15 protein-coding genes are annotated in these 18,147 nt (G+C 62.4%); 7 read left to right on the top strand and 8 right to left on the bottom strand.

The features are described from left to right. The first annotated feature begins 6 nt into the window (after positions 1-6). On the top strand, positions 7-624 hold the full coding sequence (gene ycaC, locus PSH76_RS11625) for an isochorismate family cysteine hydrolase YcaC (RefSeq protein ID WP_003191905.1): 618 nt from the start codon (positions 7-9) through the stop codon (positions 622-624). Positions 625-820: 196 nt separating this feature from the next. Continuing rightward, positions 821-1,702 (top strand): LysR family transcriptional regulator, encoded by an 882-nt coding sequence (locus PSH76_RS11630; protein ID WP_305494110.1) that lies wholly within the window; start codon positions 821-823, stop codon positions 1,700-1,702. Here the strand turns inward: PSH76_RS11630 and PSH76_RS11635 are convergent. Both PSH76_RS11635 and PSH76_RS11640 read right to left on the bottom strand, forming a co-directional pair. Next, complete coding sequence (locus PSH76_RS11635) at positions 1,689-2,726, bottom strand: AraC family transcriptional regulator (RefSeq protein ID WP_305494111.1); 1,038 nt, start codon at positions 2,724-2,726, stop codon at positions 1,689-1,691. The genes PSH76_RS11630 and PSH76_RS11635 overlap by 14 nt on opposite strands. Before the next feature lies 1 nt (position 2,727). Beyond that, a complete protein-coding gene (locus PSH76_RS11640) occupies positions 2,728-3,642 on the bottom strand; it encodes a GGDEF domain-containing protein (RefSeq protein WP_305494112.1) in 915 nt (304 codons plus the stop codon). Between the two features lie 784 nt (positions 3,643-4,426). Between PSH76_RS11640 and PSH76_RS11645 the strand changes: the two genes are divergently transcribed. From PSH76_RS11645 to PSH76_RS11665, 5 genes are all read left to right on the top strand, one after another. Then, on the top strand, positions 4,427-6,940 hold the full coding sequence (locus tag PSH76_RS11645; protein ID WP_032896816.1) for a TonB-dependent receptor: 2,514 nt from the start codon (positions 4,427-4,429) through the stop codon (positions 6,938-6,940). A 172-nt stretch (positions 6,941-7,112) separates the two neighbouring features. Further along, positions 7,113-8,978 carry a phytase gene (locus tag PSH76_RS11650; RefSeq protein WP_305494113.1) on the top strand — a complete coding sequence of 622 codons (1,866 nt, stop codon included), beginning with the start codon at positions 7,113-7,115 and terminating at the stop codon, positions 8,976-8,978. Between the two features lie 47 nt (positions 8,979-9,025). Next, entirely contained in the window at positions 9,026-9,718 is a 693-nt protein-coding gene (gene tolQ, locus PSH76_RS11655) for a protein TolQ (RefSeq protein ID WP_305494114.1), read from the top strand. Between the two features lie 15 nt (positions 9,719-9,733). Further along, on the top strand, positions 9,734-10,180 hold the full coding sequence (tolR, locus tag PSH76_RS11660; protein WP_098951133.1) for a protein TolR: 447 nt from the start codon (positions 9,734-9,736) through the stop codon (positions 10,178-10,180). Further along, positions 10,177-10,938, top strand: coding sequence for an energy transducer TonB (locus tag PSH76_RS11665; RefSeq protein ID WP_305494115.1), 762 nt, complete (start codon positions 10,177-10,179; stop codon positions 10,936-10,938). The genes tolR and PSH76_RS11665 overlap by 4 nt, the downstream gene beginning before the upstream one ends. Positions 10,939-11,137: 199 nt before the next feature. On the opposite strand, the gene PSH76_RS11670 is transcribed toward PSH76_RS11665, so the two are convergent. The 6 genes from PSH76_RS11670 to PSH76_RS11695 all read right to left on the bottom strand — a co-directional run bounded on the left by PSH76_RS11670 (position 11,138) and on the right by PSH76_RS11695 (position 18,011). Then, positions 11,138-12,085, bottom strand: a complete 948-nt coding sequence (locus PSH76_RS11670) for a D-isomer specific 2-hydroxyacid dehydrogenase family protein (protein ID WP_098951136.1) — start codon at positions 12,083-12,085, stop codon at positions 11,138-11,140. Continuing rightward, entirely contained in the window at positions 12,082-13,251 is a 1,170-nt protein-coding gene (locus PSH76_RS11675; RefSeq protein WP_305494116.1) for an acyl-CoA dehydrogenase family protein, read from the bottom strand. Before PSH76_RS11675 ends, PSH76_RS11670 begins: the two co-directional genes overlap by 4 nt. 160 nt (positions 13,252-13,411) lie before the next feature. Further along, the gene (locus PSH76_RS11680) at positions 13,412-14,752 is read right to left on the bottom strand and encodes an LLM class flavin-dependent oxidoreductase (RefSeq protein ID WP_305494117.1); all 1,341 of its coding nucleotides are present in this window, start codon (positions 14,750-14,752) and stop codon (positions 13,412-13,414) included. A 10-nt stretch (positions 14,753-14,762) separates the two neighbouring features. Next, positions 14,763-15,737 (bottom strand): ABC transporter substrate-binding protein, encoded by a 975-nt coding sequence (locus PSH76_RS11685; RefSeq protein WP_305494118.1) that lies wholly within the window; start codon positions 15,735-15,737, stop codon positions 14,763-14,765. 82 nt (positions 15,738-15,819) lie between these two features. Continuing rightward, the gene (locus PSH76_RS11690) at positions 15,820-17,403 is read right to left on the bottom strand and encodes a rhodanese-related sulfurtransferase (RefSeq protein WP_305494119.1); all 1,584 of its coding nucleotides are present in this window, start codon (positions 17,401-17,403) and stop codon (positions 15,820-15,822) included. Beyond that, on the bottom strand, positions 17,400-18,011 hold the full coding sequence (locus PSH76_RS11695) for a cysteine dioxygenase (protein ID WP_044270771.1): 612 nt from the start codon (positions 18,009-18,011) through the stop codon (positions 17,400-17,402). Before PSH76_RS11695 ends, PSH76_RS11690 begins: the two co-directional genes overlap by 4 nt. Positions 18,012-18,147 lie beyond the last annotated feature (136 nt).

The following is an 18,147-nucleotide window of genomic DNA, read 5'->3' on the forward strand; positions in this document are numbered from 1 at the left end:
TTACCCATGACTTACAAGCGCTTGAACAAAGACGATGCTGTTGTGCTGTTGGTTGATCACCAGACCGGCCTGATCTCCCTGGTGCAGGATTTCTCCCCCAACGAGTTCAAGAACAACGTGCTGGCCCTGGCCGACGTGGCGAAGTTCTTCAACCTGCCGACCATCCTGACCACCAGCTTTGAAAGCGGCCCCAACGGCCCGCTGGTGCCTGAGCTCAAGGAACTGTTCCCCGACGCGCCATACATCCCGCGCCCTGGCCAGATCAACGCATGGGACAACGAAGATTTCGTTAAGGCCGTCAAGGCGACCGGCCGCAAGCAGATCATCATTGCCGGTGTAGTGACCGACGTGTGCGTGGCATTCCCGACCCTGTGTGCCCTTGACGAAGGCTTTGAGGTTTTCGTGGTCACCGATGCTTCCGGTACCTTCAACGAAACCGTGCAACAAGCCGCCTGGGCTCGCATGACTGCCGCCGGTGCGCAATTGGTGAATTGGTTCTCCGTGGCTTGCGAGCTGCAAGTGGACTGGCGCAACGACATGGAAGGCCTGGCCAACCTGCTCTCGCCGCGCATTCCCAACTACCGCAACCTGATGAACAGCTACTCGGCGTTCGCTGCCAAGTAACCTGCTCTGTAAAACACCGCAAAACCCTGTGGGAGCTGGCTTGCCTGCGATAGCGGTGTATCAGTCAACAGCATTGCTGGCTGATGCACCGCTATCGCAGGCAAGCCAGCTCCCACATTTGATTGGGTTCACATTTGGTTTGTGGTGTGACCACTGACAGGCTATAAAACAGCCCATCGTCCCCTGAGAAGCGACAATGAACCCCTTCGAAGACATGCGCCTGTTCTGCCAGGTCATGGAATCCGGCAGTTTTACCGCCGCCGCCGAGCAATTGGGCTTGTCCAAGCAATTCGTCAGCCGCCGCCTGATCCAACTGGAAGAGCGCCTGGGCGTGCGCTTGCTCAACCGCTCCACACGGCGCCTGGACGTCACGCCGCTGGGCCAGAGTTACTACGAGTCGGCCTTGCGCCTGCTCGCAGAGGTGGAGCAGGTGGAGCAGGGCATCGCCGGCCAGAACAGCGAACCGCGCGGCACCATTCGCCTCAGTGCGCCCTTGTCGTTCGCCATGGCGCACCTGGGTTGCCTGCTGCCGTTGTTTTTGCGCCAGCACCCGCAGGTTTGCGTTGAAGTCGACCTGAGCGACCGCCCGGTGGACTTGATCGGCGAGGGCTATGACCTGGTGCTGCGCATCGGCACCCTTGAGGACTCCACCCTGATCGCTCGGCGGATTGCCGCTATCGAGCGGGTATATTGCGCCAGCCCCGACTACCTGGCACTGCGGGGCACGCCATTGAAACCCGAAGATTTAACCACGCACGACTGCCTGCCTTACGGCCACGGCCGCCAGGTGCAATGGCGTTTCAAAGGCAAGGTGCAAGCCTTGAGCGTCAGCGGGCGCATGCGTGTCAATAACGGTGACCTGCTGCGCGATACCGCGATTGCCGGTTTGGGCGTTACCTATCTACCGACGTTCATTGTCAGCGAGGCCTTGAAGGACGGCCGTTTGGTCAAGGTATTGGAAGACTTCGCCCCTGAGGCCTTGACCCTGTCGGCGGTGTACCCGCAGCACCGCCAGCGTTCACGCCCGGTGCAAGCGCTGGTGGAGTTCCTGCGCGAACGCCTGGCTAGCGGCTGCTGAACAGTTGGCGGATCAGGTTGGGCGTGCTGCCCGTCCACCGCTTGAACGAGCGCCGAAAATTCGCCGCATCGTTGAAGTTCAGGTACGCCGCCACTTCCTCGTTACTCAAGCCCTTTGCCTGGTACAGGTGCAACGCCACGTGCTTGCGCACCCGGTCGACCTGTTGCTGATAACCCGTGTCGTGCCGTTGCAACTTGCGCTTTAGCGTGGCCGGGCTCATGGCGAAGGTGTGCGCGGCCTGTTCCAGGCTCGGTGGCTGGCGCACGTGTTCGCGCAGGTAGCCGTAGAGGCAGTCCAGAAAACTTGTGGCAAAGCCCAGTTGCTCGATTTGTTCAACGGCTTGCTGGCGCGCGACCTGGCCCGCCGTGGCCGAAGCCCCCGGCCAGTTGTGGGTGAGGTATTCACGGGGGAGGCACATCATATCCAGCGGGCGTTCGAAGCGCGTGTGTTCGCCCAGATGCACCCAGTATTGCTCGACATACCGAGGTTCGGCATGGCTGAAACTGCACACCCACGGCAAGCGCTGGCCGCTGAGCCATTGGCTCATGGCGACCAGCGAAGTCATGCTGGCTTCGAGCAGAAAGCGCCAATGTTCGCCAGCGCCGCAACTGTCCAACCAGTACAGGTAGGCGTGGTGCTCATCCAGCTCCAGTTGCAGCGTGACCAGCGGGCTGAGCAGCACTTGTTGCTGGACCAGGATATCCAGCGCCTGATGCAGGTTTTGTGCATGCCCCAGCGCATGGCTCGCGGCGCCGTAGTAGCCGGGCAGCAGGCGCTGGCCAAACAGGAAACTGCTGTCATCGGCATCCAGTAATTTGCGGCTGTTGCCGATCAAACCCAGGAACTGCTGCGGGCTTAACCGCGCGTTGCCGGCCAGGATGTCCTCGTGGAACATGCCGGTGCCGCGCAGCAGGCGATGGCTGTCGATGTCCCGGGACAAGCCCAGGTCGATCAACGTGGCGGGTTGATAATGACCGGGGATGAAGCGGCTGTCGTTTTCATACCAGCTGGTTTTCACGGCCATTTCAGGCGCTTTTCGCAAGGGGTTGCTTGGCCCGGGCCAGGCCCATATTCAGCCGCTTGAGCAGCTCAAGGGGTGACTCTTGCAAGGCCATCACCACCGCTGTGGTGGCCGTCAGTTGCAGGCGTTCGCCCTGTTGCCGGGTCTTGTGGGCGAGGCTCTGCACCGCGTGTTGCAACTCCAGCGCCAGGCCCTGGGCCTGGCGCTCGCCGGTGTTGGGCAGCAGCACCACAAAACGATCGCCTGCCAGGCGGCACAACAGGTCCTGGCGGCGCAGGTTCAGCAACAGCACATGGCTGACCGCCTGTAGCACCGCATCACCCTCGGCATGCCCGTAGGCCTGGTTGATGGCGGCGAAGTTATCCAGGTCCAGGGCCAGCAGCGACAGCGGTTGTTGCTGCTCTTGGCTGTCGCGCAGGCTGTCGGCGAGTTGGCGCTTGAGGTAGTCGGCACCGGCCAGGGGCGTGAGTTTGTCGAACAGCCGATGCTCGCGAAACAACCGCTCGCGTTTTTCCATCTGTGCGCTGATCGCCAGTTGTTCGTGGTGCCAGTGGTAGATGCCAATTGTCAGCAGGATCATGCCCACCGGCATGGGCCCTGACTCCAGCCAGTGATCCCAGGAGATGCTGTCAGGCAGGCGGATGAATTCGTCGAGGCTGTCGATCCACCAGGAAAAAAAGATGCACGACAGCCCCAGTGCCAGGTATTGGGTGACTCGTCCGGCGGGGCGGCTTTTCAATACCAGGCCCAGCCAGATCAGCGCGAGCAGCGCCGAACCGCCTTCGCCGATGATATCCAGCCATACCCATTCGCTGATGCTTTTGAGCTCGCCGCAGGCCAGGTGCAGGATCAGTCCGAGGTTGGCGGCGATCAGCAGTAACGCGAGTTTCCAGCGGTGGGGTTTGAGCACGGAAAACATGGCCACGGGTCCTTGGGCGAATGAGTAATGGGCGCCAGCACAGCAGATGGATGTGACGGTTGGATGACGGGGTGGGAGGGTCGAATCAGCTCATGCACTCGGTGCATTTTTCATGCTGAACATGGACCCCATGTGGGAGCTGGCTTGCCTGCGATGACGGCCTCTCAGCCGACACCTAGCCACCTGACACCCCACCAGCCAACTGTGGGAGCGGGCTTGCTCGCGAAGGCGGCTTGGCAGTCAACACGGTTGGATTGTGTACATATCCATTGCTGCGGTAACGGCTACTTAGGGTTCCGCCCTGACGGCGGGTCACTTTTGGAAGGACCCAAAAGTAACCAAAAGGTCCTTGCCCCACCCCTCGGCACCTCGCTTAGGCTCGGTGTGCCCGTAATCCGCCAGTGATTTGGGGGGCCGCCGCCACGCGCCATCCATGGCGCGGGGCGGCTAAACCGGCATCCCTGCCGGTTTACCCCCCAAATCCCTGTCGAATTCCGGCCAGCGGGGTTTAACGGGGCGCTTCAGATCAAAAGCAGATCAAGAGCAAGATCAAGAGCGGCTCGCTTCGCATCGTAGTTACCGTCGACCGCCTTCGCAGGCAAGCCAGCTCCCACCTATGACCGAGGTCATTTCAGCTCATTTGAGCCCTCCACAAGCTTGTAAACCCCGCTTTGACAGGCTCTGCCCGTAACCCTGTCACAGAACCGTCACGCCCCATCCCTAGCGTGCCCTCCCAGTTGCCGGGCCTCTTGCCTGGCGCCAACGGATTCTTGGGGAGGGTTTCATGTACAAGCGCACTGGGCTCGTCAGCTTTACGCTTACCGCCTTGGCCCTGGCGATAGCCTGCGAGCGGGTCAATGCCGCCGAAGCGGCCACTACCGAGCATGTCGATGTGGTCGGCCAAGCCGCTGCGATCGACAGCGCCCTCAAGGAGCAACGCTCGTCCGACAGCATCAAGAGTGTGGTGCATGCCGACGGCGTCGCGCAGTTGCCGGATGAGAACGTTGCCGAGGCGGTGCAGCGCTTGCCGGGCATCAGCGTTGAGCGTGACCAGGGCGAAGGTCGCTTTGTGAGCGTGCGTGGCCTGGGCCCGGACCTCAACAGCGTGACCATCAACGGCACGCTGGTGCCATCCCCCGAGAGCGAGCGCCGTGCCGTGGCCCTGGATGTTCTGCCTTCGGAACTGGTGCAGTCGTTGTCGGTGATCAAGACGCTCACACCGGACATGGACGCCAACTCCCTGGGCGGCACCGTTGATGTGAAGAGCCTGTCGGCGTTCGATCACAAAGGCCTGTTCTACACCGGCAGCACCGAGGCCAGTTACGACAAGAACACGCACCAGACCAGCCCGAAATTCTCCGGCGCCGCCAGTAACCGGTTCAGTCTCGGCGACGGTATCGACAATTTTGGCGTGGCCGCGGCGCTCAGTTGGCAGAAGCGTGATTTTGGCTCGGACAACGTCGAAACCGGCGGCGCCTGGGACTTCAGCAACGGCGCCCGGCTCAACGAATTCGAGCAGCGCGACTACGACATCAGTCGTGAACGCGCCGGTGGCGGCCTTAACTTCGATTACAAGCCCGATGACGTGAGCAGCTACTACCTGCGCACGCTCTACAGTCGCTACAAAGACACCGAAACCCGCAACGCCGCCAGCCTCGAGTTCGCTGACCCGCAGGCGCCCGGTGAATTGGGCGAAGCCGAGGGTAAACGCAAGCTCAAGAACCGCGAGGAAACCCAAGAAATCCAATCCTACGTAGTGGGCGGTGAACGCATGCTCGGCCTGTGGACCCTGAGCGGCCAGGCTGGTTACAGCCGTTCCAGCGAAGACAGCCCGGGGCATATTGCCGGTGCGACCTTCGACGGCGGTGACTTTGCCGACAGCGGCTTCTACGACAAGTCCAAGCCGCGCCCGATCGTGGGTAGCGGTTTCTACGACCCCGCTAATTTCAGCCTCGACAAAGTCGACTGGGAAAAACAGCACACCCAGGACACCGAGAAAAACCTGCGCCTGGACCTGGCCCGCGACTATGACCTGCGCGGTTACGCATCCCAGTTCAAGTTCGGCGGCAAGGTCAGCCGGCGCCACAAGGACAATGACCTGGAGGCCTGGGTCTACAAGGACCTGGATGAACAGGGCTTGAGCGACGACCAACTCAACCTCACACAGTTCCAGAAGGGCAACGTCGACTACCGCCTCGGCCGCTTTGGCCCAGGCATCAGCGCTGGCAATATCCGCCAGTTGATCGGTGGCCTCAATCGCGATGACTTCTATGACCCCACCGAATCCACGGTCAACGACTTCACCATTCGCGAAGACATCAACGCCGGCTACCTGATGAACACCGTCGATATTGACGACTGGCGCTTCATCGCCGGCATGCGTTACGAGGGTACTGAGTTCGAAGCCAAGGGCACCGGCGCCACGGACGGCCAGTTCAGCGCCACCGAGACCAAGCGCCGTTATCACCATTGGCTACCGGGCCTGCATGCGCGCTACCAGATTGACAAGAACACCCAGGTACGCGCTGCCTGGACCAAATCGGTGGTGCGTCCGACCTTTGGCCAACTGGCCCCTGGTTTTGTGATCGACGATGACGAGGCCACCTTCGGCAACCCCGACCTCAAGCCGCTGGAGTCGAGCAACCTGGACCTGGGCATCGAACATTTCATGGGCCGCGCCGGTACCGTGTCAGCCTTCGTGTTCTACAAAGACATCCAGAACTTCGTCTACAACACCGACGTGGCCGGTACCGGTGCCTGGGCCAACTTCGCCGAGGCGCACACCTTTGCCAACGGCGACAGCGCCAAACTCTATGGCCTGGAACTGGCCTATTCACAGAAGTTCGACTGGCTGCCTGCGCCGTGGAACGGCTTGATGATCGGCGCCAACAGCACTTTCAGCCGTTCCAGCGCGGACATCGAGGGCTTCGACAGTGCCAGCGGGCGCAATCGCAAGCGCAACATCAGCCTGCCCAACCAGTCCGACACGGTCGGCAACCTGATGCTCGGTTGGGAAGACGACACACTCAGCCTGCGCCTCTCGGCCAACTACAAATCGGCTTATTTGTACGAGCTGGCGTCGATCAATGACAAGGCCCATGACCTGCACGTCGACGCGCAAACCTTCGTCGATTTCAGCGCGCGCTACTCACTGACCAAAAACCTGCAGGTCAGCTTCGAGGCGCAGAACCTCACCGACGAGTCGTACTTCGTCTACACCGGCCACCATAGCTACAACGGCCAGTACGAAGAGTACGGCCCCACCTACAAGCTGGGCCTGACCTTCACCCATTTCTAACTGTTGCCACCCTGTAGGAGCGAGCTCGCTCGCGAAAAACCTCAACGATAACGCGTGCTGCCTGAATGAACGCGGCGCCTGTGCGTTTTTCGCGAGCAAGCTCGCTCCTACAGGGCATCAGGGCAAGCCGTCCCAAACGGGATCTCTATTGTTTTCGAAGGATTGTCTGTTCATGAGAATTTCCAAGCTGTGCCTGTTGGTTGCACTGATAACCAGCGGCAATGCGTTCGCGACCGAGCTGCCGTTGACCCCTTGGGCACCCAGCCTGAATGCCCAAGCCGTGGCCTTCCTGCCCGGCGGTACCCAGCGCGTGGCCGCCAGTGCCCGCGACGGCCTGTTGTTGCTCGACGATAAAGGCGCCGAACTGGCCCGGTTCAAGGGCCGTTTCAGCAGCCTCGACACCCGTGCTGCCGGCACTCAATCGCTGATCACCAGCCTCGACAACGACCGCCAGCAGGCCTTGCTGATCGGTCTGGATGGCGCCGGCAAAACCTGGGGTACGCCGCTGTACCTGCCGACCCGCGACTTTGCGGTAAATAGCCTGTGCCTCTATCGCGATTCGGCGGCCAACCTGTTTGTGTTCCTGGTCGGTGAAGAGGGCAAGGGCGAGCAGTGGCTGGTGGGCAATGGTTCGACCCTGCTGGCCCAGGCGCAGCGTGTTCGCAGCCTGCCACTGCCGCCATCGGCGCAGTACTGCCAAGTGGATGATGCGGCCGAGCGATTGGTGGTGAACGAGCAAAACGTCGGCTGGTGGGCCTACCCGGCGTACCCGGAAGCTGAGGTGAAACGCACGCCCGTGGCGCTGTTCGACGACCCCGCGCGGGAAGCAGGCACCATGGCGCTGGTGCCGGGCGGGATGCTCGCGTTGGACCCGAAAACCGCGCAATTGCACCTGTTCCAGCAAGTCGGGGAACGTTGGGTTGAGCAACCCAGCCTGGCCTTGCCGGGCCTCAAGGAGCCGGAGCAGTTGGTGACACAGGGCCGGCAGGTGCTGGTGCGGGACGACGACAGCGAGCAGCTCTATCAGGGCCGCCTTGACTGGCAAGCCACGCCGGTGCCGGTTGCGCCGATACTTGCGCAAGTCGCCGCCCTGCGCCAGACCGAACCCGTGGGGCGCCAAGGCGACGCGGCGGATGATCCGGCCATCTGGATTCACCCGGACACGCCAGCCAAGAGTCGTGTGCTGGGGACCAACAAGAAACAGGGCCTGCTCGCCTACGATCTCGACGGCAAGTTGCTGCAAGAGCTGGCAGTGGGGCGCCTGAACAATGTCGACCTACGCCCAGGCTTCAAACTGGGTACGCACACCATCGACCTGGCCGTGGCGAGTAACCGCGACCGCAACAGCCTGAGCCTGTTCAGCATCGACCGTCAAAGCGGCGAGCTGCGTGAAGCCGGTGAGGTCCCCACGCCACTCAAAGACATCTACGGCATCTGCCTGTACCAGCCCGCCAGCGGCGAGCTTTACGCGTTTGCCAATGACAAGGATGGCACCTTCCTGCAATACCGCCTGAGTGCCCCGGCTGGCCGTGTGCAGGGCGAGTTGGTGCGCCAGTTCAAGGTCGACAGCCAACCCGAGGGCTGTGTGGCCGATGACCAGCGCCAACGCTTATTCATCGGTGAGGAAGATGTCGGCGTGTGGGCGATAGATGCCCGTGCCGAGCAACCGGCCACGCTTACTTCGGTGATCAAAGTCGGCGCGCAACTGCACGCGGACGTCGAAGGCCTGGCGCTGTATCAAAGCCCCGCACGGGATTACCTGGTGGTCTCCAGCCAAGGCAATGACAGCTACCTGGTGCTGGACGCCGAGCCGCCATTCGCTGTGCGCGGCGCCTTGCGCGTTGGCCTCAATGCGGCCGCCGGCATTGATGGCGCCTCGGAAACCGATGGCCTGGAGGTCACTGCCGTCAACCTCGGTGGGCCATGGAGCCAGGGCATGCTGGTGGTGCAGGACGGGCGCAAGCGCATGCCCGAGCAAGCCCAGAACTTCAAGTTCGTGCCCTGGGCCGAGGTGAGCCGCGCGTTGAAATTGCCTTGAGCTGTCATCACGCAGTCATCCGTTTTTAATCGAATAGGAGCTTCACCATGCACGCGACGATGGAACATATGACGATCTGGAGTTTGATCAGCGACGCCAGCCTGTTGGTCAAGGCCGTGATGATCACTTTGCTGTTGGCGTCCTTGCTCAGCTGGTACCTGATCATTCAGCGCAGCGGTGTGCTGCGTGGCCTGGAACGGCAGCTTAACGGCTTCCTGTCGCGCTTTCGCGTGGCGTCGGACCTGCAGCCCTTGTATCGCGAAACCGTGCAGGCAGGCGAGAGCGGTGTCGCGCCGATCTTTATTGCCGGCATGCAGGAATACCAGCACCTGCACCACCACGATCCGGCCGTGCTCGAGGGTGTGGAGCGCGCCTTGCAGGTAGCGATCACCGAGCAGGAACTGGAGCTGGAAAAGGGCCTGCAATTTCTGGCGACGGTGGGGTCGGTCAGCCCCTATATCGGTCTGTTCGGGACTGTGTGGGGCATCATGAATTCGTTCCTCGGCTTGTCGCAGGTGCAGCAGGCCACGCTATCGACCGTGGCACCGGGTATTGCCGAAGCCTTGATTGCCACCGCCATTGGCCTGTTTGCGGCGATTCCGGCAGTGGTCGCTTATAACCGTTTCGCGGCACGCAGCCAGACCTTGCTTACGCGCTACTACGCTTTTGGCAATGAGCTGCAAGTGCACCTGCACCGCACGCTGCGCGGTACCTCGAACAACCTGGCCGTGGCCGCCTGAACAAGGAGCAAAGCGATGTTGACCAGGCCGCAACGCAAGCACGGGCCCAAGGCCGAGATGAACGTGGTGCCCTACATCGACGTGATGCTGGTGCTGCTGGTGATCTTCATGGTCACCGCGCCCATGCTCACCCAGGGTGTGAAGATCGAACTGCCCAAGGTCGCCGCCGAGGCGCTGGCTACCGATACGCGCCAGCAGATCCTGACGTTATCGGTGAAGGCCGACGGTGGTTACTACTGGAACCTGGGTGACGAGCTGGATACCCGCCAGCAGACCGACAGCGCGGTGACCCTGGAAGAAATGAGCGCCAAGGTCATGCAGGTGGTGGCGGCGCGCAGCGATACCCAGGTGTATATCCGCGCTGATGACAATGCCGGCTACGGCCGTGTGGTGGCGGCCATGGCAGTGCTGCAGAAGGGCGGCGTCAGTCATCTTGGGCTCGTCACCGAGGCCCCACAATGACGGCGATGAGCATGCACAGTCCGGCACTGGCCTTGGCGCCTAACAGCGATGGTTTCTGGCGCAAAAGCCTGGCAGCGAGTCTGGCCGTGGCGCTGCATGGTGCGGTGGCAGTGGCGTTGATGCTGGGCTGGTCAACGGAGCGACCAGGGGCGGATGCGCCACGGGTGATGCACACGCAGTTGGTGGTTTTACCAGCGCCGACGCCAACGCCGGCGCCGACACCTGAGCCCGTCGCTGCCGCGCTGCCAGAACCTGTTGTTATCCCGGTACCGACCAAACCGACGGTCGATCCCCAGCTCCAGGCGCAAAAGCTCGAGAAAGCAGCCCTGGCGCGCAAGCGGGTGGAAGAAAAGAAACTGGAGCAACAACAGCAGCGCCTGGCGACCGAGCAGCGCAATCGTGAGTTGGAACAGCAACGCCTGAGCCAGGCGCGTGCCGCTGCGGAAAAAGCCCAAGCCCCCGTGCCTGCGCCTGCCCCTGCATTCGACAGTCGCCAATACCAGCCTTTGAGCAAGGCCGCCCCCGACTACCCCGAACGCGCCCTGGACAAGAACATCGAAGGCGACTGCTCAGTGGAGTACACCGTCAACACCCAGGGTCACGTGGAAAACCCCAAGGTGCTCGACGGCTGCCACCCGTTGTTCATTCGGCCCTCATTGGCGGCGGCCAATACTTTTCGCTACCAGCCGAGAATCGTCGATGGCAAGGCTGTTGCCGTGCCGGCGGTGCGCAATACCTTCCACTACCGCATCAAATGAGTTTCTCCTGGCGGTGGTTCAGTTGAAGATTCAGTGACAGACACGCCGCCATCGCGGGCAACCCCGCTCCCACAGGGGATCTGCGCCAGGCGCTGATTCTGTGGGCAATACATAACCAATGTGGGAGCTGGCTTGCCTGCGAAAGCGGTGGTTCAGTTGAAGATTCAGTGACAGACACGCCGCCTTCGCGAGCAAGCCGTCAAGCATTCGCGAGGTTCCTTAACTCAAGGCCCGCCACATACCGTTCCAGATTTGCCAGGAACGTATCCGCAATTTCTTCCTTGCTGTTGGTCGAAATAGCCGAAGTATGCGGCGACAGCCTTACCCTCGGATGGCTGTACAGCGGGTGCCCGTCGGGCAGTGGCTCTGGCTCGGTGACGTCGAGGGAAGCCAGGCCGATCTGGCCGTTATCCAACGCGTGCAACAGCGCTTGCTGATCGAGCAGGCCACCGCGGGCAATGTTGATCAGGTGCAGCCCCGGCTTGGCGCTGGCCAGTACATTACGGTCGATGATATGCCGCGTCGCTTCGGTCAAGGGGGCCGCCACCACCAGGTGATCGGCGCGGGCAAACAGGTCGTGGATGTCGTTGGCCGCTTCCACGCCATCGAGGCCGAACGGCGTTGTGCTTTGACGCAGCGCCACGACCTTGAGCCCCAGTGCCAGGGCCTTTTGCGCCAGGCTTGCGCCAATCGCGCCAAAGCCCAAAAGGCCCAGCGTGGTGCCTTTGAGCGGGCGCAGCGCGGTGAACTGCCATTGGGCATCCTTTACCCAGATATCCGGCAAATGCTTGGACGCGGCAAAGATCGCCGCCAGGGCGAACTCGGCCAGGTTATCGGCGGCGCTGCCGCGGGAAGTGGTCACGGGGGGGCCGTTGAACAGCCACTGGGGGTAGAAGTCGATACCCGACGACACCAGGTGCACCCACCGTGCGCCGTAGGGCCAGCCCGGTGGCGGGGTGTCGGGGGCGGTGTAGCCACGCACATTGATCGGGCGCAGCAGCAGGATATTGGCGTGGGGCGGCAAGTCACTGGGCACACCGACCGGCACGCCGATTACCTGGGCTTGGGGGTGCAGTGGCGCAAGACGCTCACGAATCACCTGGTTGAAGTCTTCGTCCAGTTGGCTGGCAACAATTACCTGGCTCATGTGCGTTCCTTTTGGCGCTGGTTGAACACCGCTTTGCCGACGCCTTGCAGCACGGCGTCATTTTGCGGAGTGTGGACGCGGCTGCACAGCACATCGCGGTAATGCCGTTGCAGTGGGCTATGGCGTGACAGGCCAGGATTGCCCGAGGCTTCGATGGCCAGCTCGACCGCACGGATTGCATTGCCGGTCACCAGGTACTTCACCTGTGCGGCATTGGCCGTTGGCGTGTGGCCCGCAGCGGCAGTGTCGAGCAGGCTGCGGTTGGCAAACAGCAGCGTGTCGATATGGCCGACGGTCTCCTGAAAACGCGGCAGGGTAGACAATGCCGCGCCGAGATTTGACGGCTTGCGCTCGTCCAGCCAGTGCACCAGCCAGTCCCGTGCCGCCTGAGCCACGGCGTCGTACACCGACGACAGCAACACCGACATCCACAGGAAGCCTTCGCCATCCAGCTCCGCTTGCGGGGCGCTCCAGGGGCTGACGCTAACCGCATAGTCCAGGGGCACCAGAACGTTGTCGAGCACCACCTCATGGCTGCAGGTGGCGCGCATGCCCAAGTGGTCCCAGGTGTCGATGATGCTGACACCGGGGCTGGCCTTGGGCACCAGCCAGGCGCCTACCAGTGGGTCGGCGTCGTCGCTGCGCGCCCACACGCTGAACCAGCTCAGGCCATGGCTGCCGGTGGAGTAGAGCTTGCGCCCGCTGATCCGCCAGCCCTCGGCGGTGCGCACCGCGGTGGTGGCCGGCAAACCTCCACGGGCCGGGGTGCCCAGGTCGGGTTCGACACGCAGGGCATTGATCAGCGCGCCGTTTTGCACCGCCTCTTGCGCGACCTGCACGCGCAGGTGTGCGGGCCAACTCTGGTTGTCTTGCAGGCGTGCGTGTTGCAGGTACTGCATCACCAGGATCAATGCCGTGGACGGTTCGCCCTTGGCGATGGCGCTGATGACCTTGCGCGCCTGGGCCAGGCTGGCGCCACCGCCGCCGAGTTTTTTCGGCACGGTCAGGGCGATGAGGTGGTGTTGGTGCAACAGCCTGAAATTGGCGTGGGGGAAGGCGCCGCTTTCGTCATACAGGGGCGCGGTACTGGCCAGCTCGGCGCTGAGGTGGTCAAGCAGGGCGTCGAAATCGACGGCTTCCACAGCCTTGAGAGACGGTTGAGTCATAGGTCTGTACTCGGGCAAAAGTGTGGCAGGGTGGCAAGCCCTGAACACCTGTAGGAGCGAGCTTGCTCGCGAAAAACGTCAACGATAACGCGTACTTCCTGAATAAACGCGGCGCCTTTGAGTTTTTCGCGAGCAAGCTCGCTCCTACAGGGGAGAGCCTTCAGGCCAGGGCTTGTTCGGTGGCTTCGATCACGCTGTAGCGGTTCGCTGGTACCTTGAGACCCAAGTTGTCGCGCAACGTATGGCCGCTGTAATCGGTACGGAACAACCCCCGCTGTTGAAGCACCGGCACCACCAGCTCAGTGAAATACTGCAAGCCATCCGGCAGCACCGAATTGATGATGAAACCATCGCTGGCGCCGCTCTCGAACCAGGTCTGGATCGCGTCCGCGACCTGTTCCGGGGTGCCGACAAAGTCGCGCTGGGGCCGCGAGAAACGCAGGGCCACTTCGCGCAGGGTCAGGCCTTCGTCACGGGCCAGTTGCTTGATACGCTCGGAGCCACCTTTCTGGCTGTTGGCGCCCAGGTCGCCCAGTTCGGGGAAGGGCGCATCCAGCGGGTACTGGCTGAAATCATGGTCGTTGAACGGCCGGCCGAGGGCGACGATGGCGTCTTCCACGGTGACCAACGCCACGGCTTGCTGGTAGCGGCTTTCCACTTCGGCGGCATCACGCCCGACAATCGGGCGAATACCCGGCAAAATCGACAGGCTGTCCGGGTCACGGCCAAAGCCCTTGGCGCGGCGTTTCAAGTCGGCGCTGTAGGCCTTGCCCTCGTCGATAGTTTCCACATGCACGAAAATCGCATCAGCGTTTTCAGCGGCAAAGTTACGCCCATCCTCCGAAGTGCCCGCCTGGAAAATCGCCGGTTGGCCCTGGCGCGAGCGCGCGATGTTCAGCGGGCCTTTGACCGAGAAGAATTCGCCCTTGTGGTTAAGCGCATGCAACTTACCCGGGGTGAAGAATTCGCCGCTGTGCTTGTTATAGGCAAAGGCGTCGTCCTCCCAGGAATCCCACAGACCCTTGACCACATTCAAATGCTCCTTGGCGATGCGATAACGCACGGCGTGGGGCGGGTGCTCGGCCTTGCCGAAGTTATCGGCGGTGCCACTCAGCCATGAGGTGACCACGTTCCAGCCGGCGCGGCCGCCGCTTATATGGTCCAGCGAGGCGAACTGGCGTGCCACTTGGTAAGGCTCGGTGTAGCTGACGGTCACGGTGGCGACCAGGCCGATGTGAGTGGTCAGCGCGGCCAGGGCCGAGAGGATCGTCAGCGGCTCGAAACGGTTGAGGTAATGGGGGCTGGACTTGGGGTGGATATGCAGGCTGTCGGCGATGAACACGAAGTCGAACCGGGCGGCTTCGGCCAGTGCGGTCTGCTGCTTGTAGAAGCCGAAATTGGTGCTGGCGTCCGGTTGTGCCTGCGGGTGGCGCCATTCGCCCCAACCGTGGCCGACGCCGTGCACCATGGCACCGAGTTTCAATTGACGTGGCTTGCTCATGTTCTGCTCCTTAGCGCGAGGCTTGTTCGAGGGGGATACGCTGGGCGTTGAAGCTGGAATCGAAGCCCTGGGAGACGTCGATGTGTTTGCTCAGCAGGCCTTCTTTGACATAGGTGTCGGCGGTGGCCTGCAGGCCGTGGATCACCGTAGCGTCAATCGTGACGGGGGACAGATGGGTGTCTTTGGCCACTTCGATATGCACGGCCAGTGGCAGGCCAGTGATCGTGGCCTGGGCAGCGGCGTATTGCTCGGGATGGGTATTGGCCCAGGCGTAGGCGCGATCAATGCGGGCGACAAAGTCGTCCAGTTGCACGCGCTTGTCGGCAATGGCCTGGCCGGTGGCGGCGAAGTACAGGTGATTGCTCAGCAGGTGCTTGCCGCTGACCAACACGCGAGCCTTGCTTTGTGAGGTGACCACGGTGGTGTAAGGGTCCCATGTCGCCCAGGCATCGGCGGTGCCGTTGTCGAGCACCAGCCGGGATTCGGCAGGCAGCAGGAAGATGAACTGCACATCCTGGGTGGTCAGCCCGGCATCGTTCAGGGCCTTGATCGCCAGGTAATGCCCGATGGAGCCGCGCCCGGTGACGATTTTCTTGCCCTTGAGGTCGGCCGCGGTCTTGATCGGTGAGTCCTTGGGCACCAGCAGCGCGGTGGTGTTACGGCCTTCGGCATGGATGATGCTGATCACCTTGATCGAGGCGCCGGCGCCAAGGGCGAACACATAAGGGGCATCGCCCAGGGCGCCGACATCCACGGCACCGGCATTCAGCGCTTCGCCCAGGGGCGAGGCCGAGGGGAATTCCGACCATTTGATCTCGTAGGGCACGTTCTGGCTTTCGCCCGAGGCTTCCAGCAGCGCCTTGATCGTGGATTTCTGGTTGGCCACGCGCAGCGGTTGCAGGTCGCCAGCCTGGACGGTGGAAAGCAGGCCGAAGGCGAGGGCAGTGCCCAGCAACAGGCGTTTGAATGCAATGGCGTACAGCATGGGCAAAACTCCAGGCGTTAGGTAAAGGAAAGTACCTCCGCCTGGAGAAGGGGTCGGTTGAGCGAAACGGTGCTGCGGTGAATCAGATCACGTAGAAACCATGGGTGCCGTCGCGGGCCAGTTGTTCCACGAGGCCGAACTCCCAATCCAGGTAAGCCTGCATGGCTTCCCGTGGGTTGTCGGTGCCTTCGTAAGGGCGGCGGTAGCGGTCAATACGCGGGGACGCCAGGTGGCTTTCGCCTGACTCAAGAGGCAGTTGCGCCTGGATCCAGCCGGCCGTGCCGTCCTGCAGCAAAAAGACCGGCTTGCCGGTGAGCGCCTCGACTTCCGGCACCGCCAGGCGCGCCAGTTGGCTGCTGCCGCAGGTCAACACATAGCGCTGGGCGCTCGGTACCTTGGCCAGAGCCTCTGGCAGTTGCGCGCGCAGCACCCACCAGGCGCCGGGGATATGACGTTTCACGTAGTTGGCGCTGGCGGTGAAGTCCAGCACCAGGGTGTCGCCATGGCCGAGCCAGTCGGCAAGGGTGTGGGGGCTGATCAGTTCGGCCTGGGGCGCTGGCGGTACTGGCGCGACCCATGCGCCGCGCTCGCTGAAGTGCTCCGCTTGCAGGTCATCCAATACGTACACCTGCCAGCCCAACTGGGCCAGCCACGACGCGGACATATTGGCGCGCACGCCGTCGTCGTCCACCAGTACCAGGCGCGCACCGCGCACACTGGCAACGTGGTCGGTTTCCTGCACCAGTTGCCCGCCCGGGGTGGCGCGGGCGCCCGGCAGGTGGCCGGCTTCGAATTCTTCTATGGTGCGCACATCGAACAGGTAAGTGGTGCGTGTCGCGTCCTGTTGCCAGCGCTGCAGATCATTGAGGGTGGCACGTTTTACCGAGGCTTTGTCGGCAACACCACGGGCCTCTTGGGCGGCCAGCTGGCGATGGTTTTCCGAGGTCGGTGCAAAGCGGCGCGTCTGCCCATGGGCGAGGGTCTGCCCGGCCAAGGTCCAACCGATGGTGCCGTTGCGTAGGGCCGCCACCGGGTTGGGGAGGCCGGCATTGATCAACGACTGGGTGCCGATAATGCTGCGAGTGCGCCCGGCGCAATTGACGATGATGCGCGTGGCCGGATCGGGCGCCAGCTCACGGGCGCGCAACACCAACTCGGCCCCCGGCACGCTGATGCCCGTGGGGATGCTCATGGTCTGGTATTCGTCGAAACGCCGTGCATCGAGCACCACCACATCGGCCTGGCTGTCGAGCAAGGCCTGGACCTCTTCGGCGGCCAGGGACGGCGTGTGGCGCTGGCTCTCCACCAGTTCGCCAAACGCCTTGCTCGGTACATTGACGTCGATAAACAGCTCGCCACCGGCCCGGCGCCAACCGTCCAGCCCACCCTCCAGCAGGCTGACCTGGGTGTAGCCCAGTGCAACCAGGCGTTCGGCGGCGCGCTGGGCCAGCCCTTCGCCGTTGTCGTACAGGGTGACCTGGGTATCGCGGCGGGGAATGCGCGCGAACACCTCCAGTTCCAGCTTGGACAAGGGGATGTTCGCGGCGAACAGCGGATGGGCCTCGGCAAAGGGCGCTTCTTCGCGTACGTCGATCAGCGCGACTTCTTCGCGTGCCAACAGGGCCTGGCGAATCTGCGCAAAGCTGCGGGTCGATAGGGTGGTCATAGGGCAGGGCTCTTTTCTTTGGACAGGTCCCAGATGTTCGGGAGATAGGCGTTGGAATAACCGGAGATAAACAGTTTTTCGCTGCCGTCGGGTTGATACACCGCCCGGCGCACCGCGCCGATATTGGCGCCGTATACGTGGATGCTGATGGACACCTGGTCGTCGTGGGCATTGCTGACCTGATGGATATCGCCGACCTTGGGCGACACCGCCTCGACCTGGCCGGGCAGCAATTGCACGGGTTCGCCTTGCGCTACCAGGCTGCCGCCCGACGCCCGGGCAAATCCCTGGGAAAACTCCGCCCCGCGCAACATGCCGATCAGCCCCCACACCCTGTGGTCATGAATCGGCGTGCGTTGCCCTGGCCCCCACACAAAGCTGACCACGCTGAAGCGCTGGCGCGAATCGGCATGCAGCAAGAATTGCTGGTAGCGCTCCGGGTCGGGCTGGGCGAATTCGTCGGGCAGCCAATCATCGTGGCTGACCAGTTGCGCCAGCAGCTTGCCGCCACGGTGCAGCAGGTCGCCTTCACGCGGGTTGCCGTCGATCAATTCCGCCAGGGCGCCTATGAAGGCTCTGAGTCTCTCGGGGTGTCGGGCCTGGGTCATGACCATTCCATCGGGCTGTTGGTGTGCTTTTATCTAAGCATAATGTTTATTTTTAATATGCTATTTTTTAATGATTAGCTTATAGCCGAAGGTAATTTAGAACCGGTTTGAATAGTGTTAGACGTTATTGATCGCA

Source organism: Pseudomonas sp. FP215, from assembly GCF_030687795.1.
Lineage (GTDB): Bacteria > Pseudomonadota > Gammaproteobacteria > Pseudomonadales > Pseudomonadaceae > Aquipseudomonas > Aquipseudomonas salmasensis.

Bases quoted from the DNA above. Each gene is read 5' to 3' on its own strand.
- PSH76_RS11690 (WP_305494119.1), bottom strand. From the start codon at position 17,403: ATGACCACCCTATCGACCCGCAGCTTTGCGCAGATTCGCCAGGCCCTG.
- tolR (WP_098951133.1), top strand. From the start codon at position 9,734: ATGTTGACCAGGCCGCAACGCAAGCACGGGCCCAAGGCCGAGATGAAC.
- tolQ (WP_305494114.1), top strand. From the start codon at position 9,026: ATGCACGCGACGATGGAACATATGACGATCTGGAGTTTGATCAGCGAC.
- PSH76_RS11645 (WP_032896816.1), top strand. From the start codon at position 4,427: ATGTACAAGCGCACTGGGCTCGTCAGCTTTACGCTTACCGCCTTGGCC.
- PSH76_RS11650 (WP_305494113.1), top strand. From the start codon at position 7,113: ATGAGAATTTCCAAGCTGTGCCTGTTGGTTGCACTGATAACCAGCGGC.
- PSH76_RS11695 (WP_044270771.1), bottom strand. From the start codon at position 18,011: ATGACCCAGGCCCGACACCCCGAGAGACTCAGAGCCTTCATAGGCGCC.
- PSH76_RS11665 (WP_305494115.1), top strand. From the start codon at position 10,177: ATGACGGCGATGAGCATGCACAGTCCGGCACTGGCCTTGGCGCCTAAC.
- PSH76_RS11635 (WP_305494111.1), bottom strand. From the start codon at position 2,726: ATGGCCGTGAAAACCAGCTGGTATGAAAACGACAGCCGCTTCATCCCC.
- PSH76_RS11680 (WP_305494117.1), bottom strand. From the start codon at position 14,752: ATGAGCAAGCCACGTCAATTGAAACTCGGTGCCATGGTGCACGGCGTC.
- PSH76_RS11670 (WP_098951136.1), bottom strand. From the start codon at position 12,085: ATGAGCCAGGTAATTGTTGCCAGCCAACTGGACGAAGACTTCAACCAG.
- PSH76_RS11630 (WP_305494110.1), top strand. From the start codon at position 821: ATGAACCCCTTCGAAGACATGCGCCTGTTCTGCCAGGTCATGGAATCC.
- PSH76_RS11675 (WP_305494116.1), bottom strand. From the start codon at position 13,251: ATGACTCAACCGTCTCTCAAGGCTGTGGAAGCCGTCGATTTCGACGCC.
- PSH76_RS11640 (WP_305494112.1), bottom strand. From the start codon at position 3,642: ATGTTTTCCGTGCTCAAACCCCACCGCTGGAAACTCGCGTTACTGCTG.
- PSH76_RS11685 (WP_305494118.1), bottom strand. From the start codon at position 15,737: ATGCTGTACGCCATTGCATTCAAACGCCTGTTGCTGGGCACTGCCCTC.
- ycaC (WP_003191905.1), top strand. From the start codon at position 7: ATGACTTACAAGCGCTTGAACAAAGACGATGCTGTTGTGCTGTTGGTT.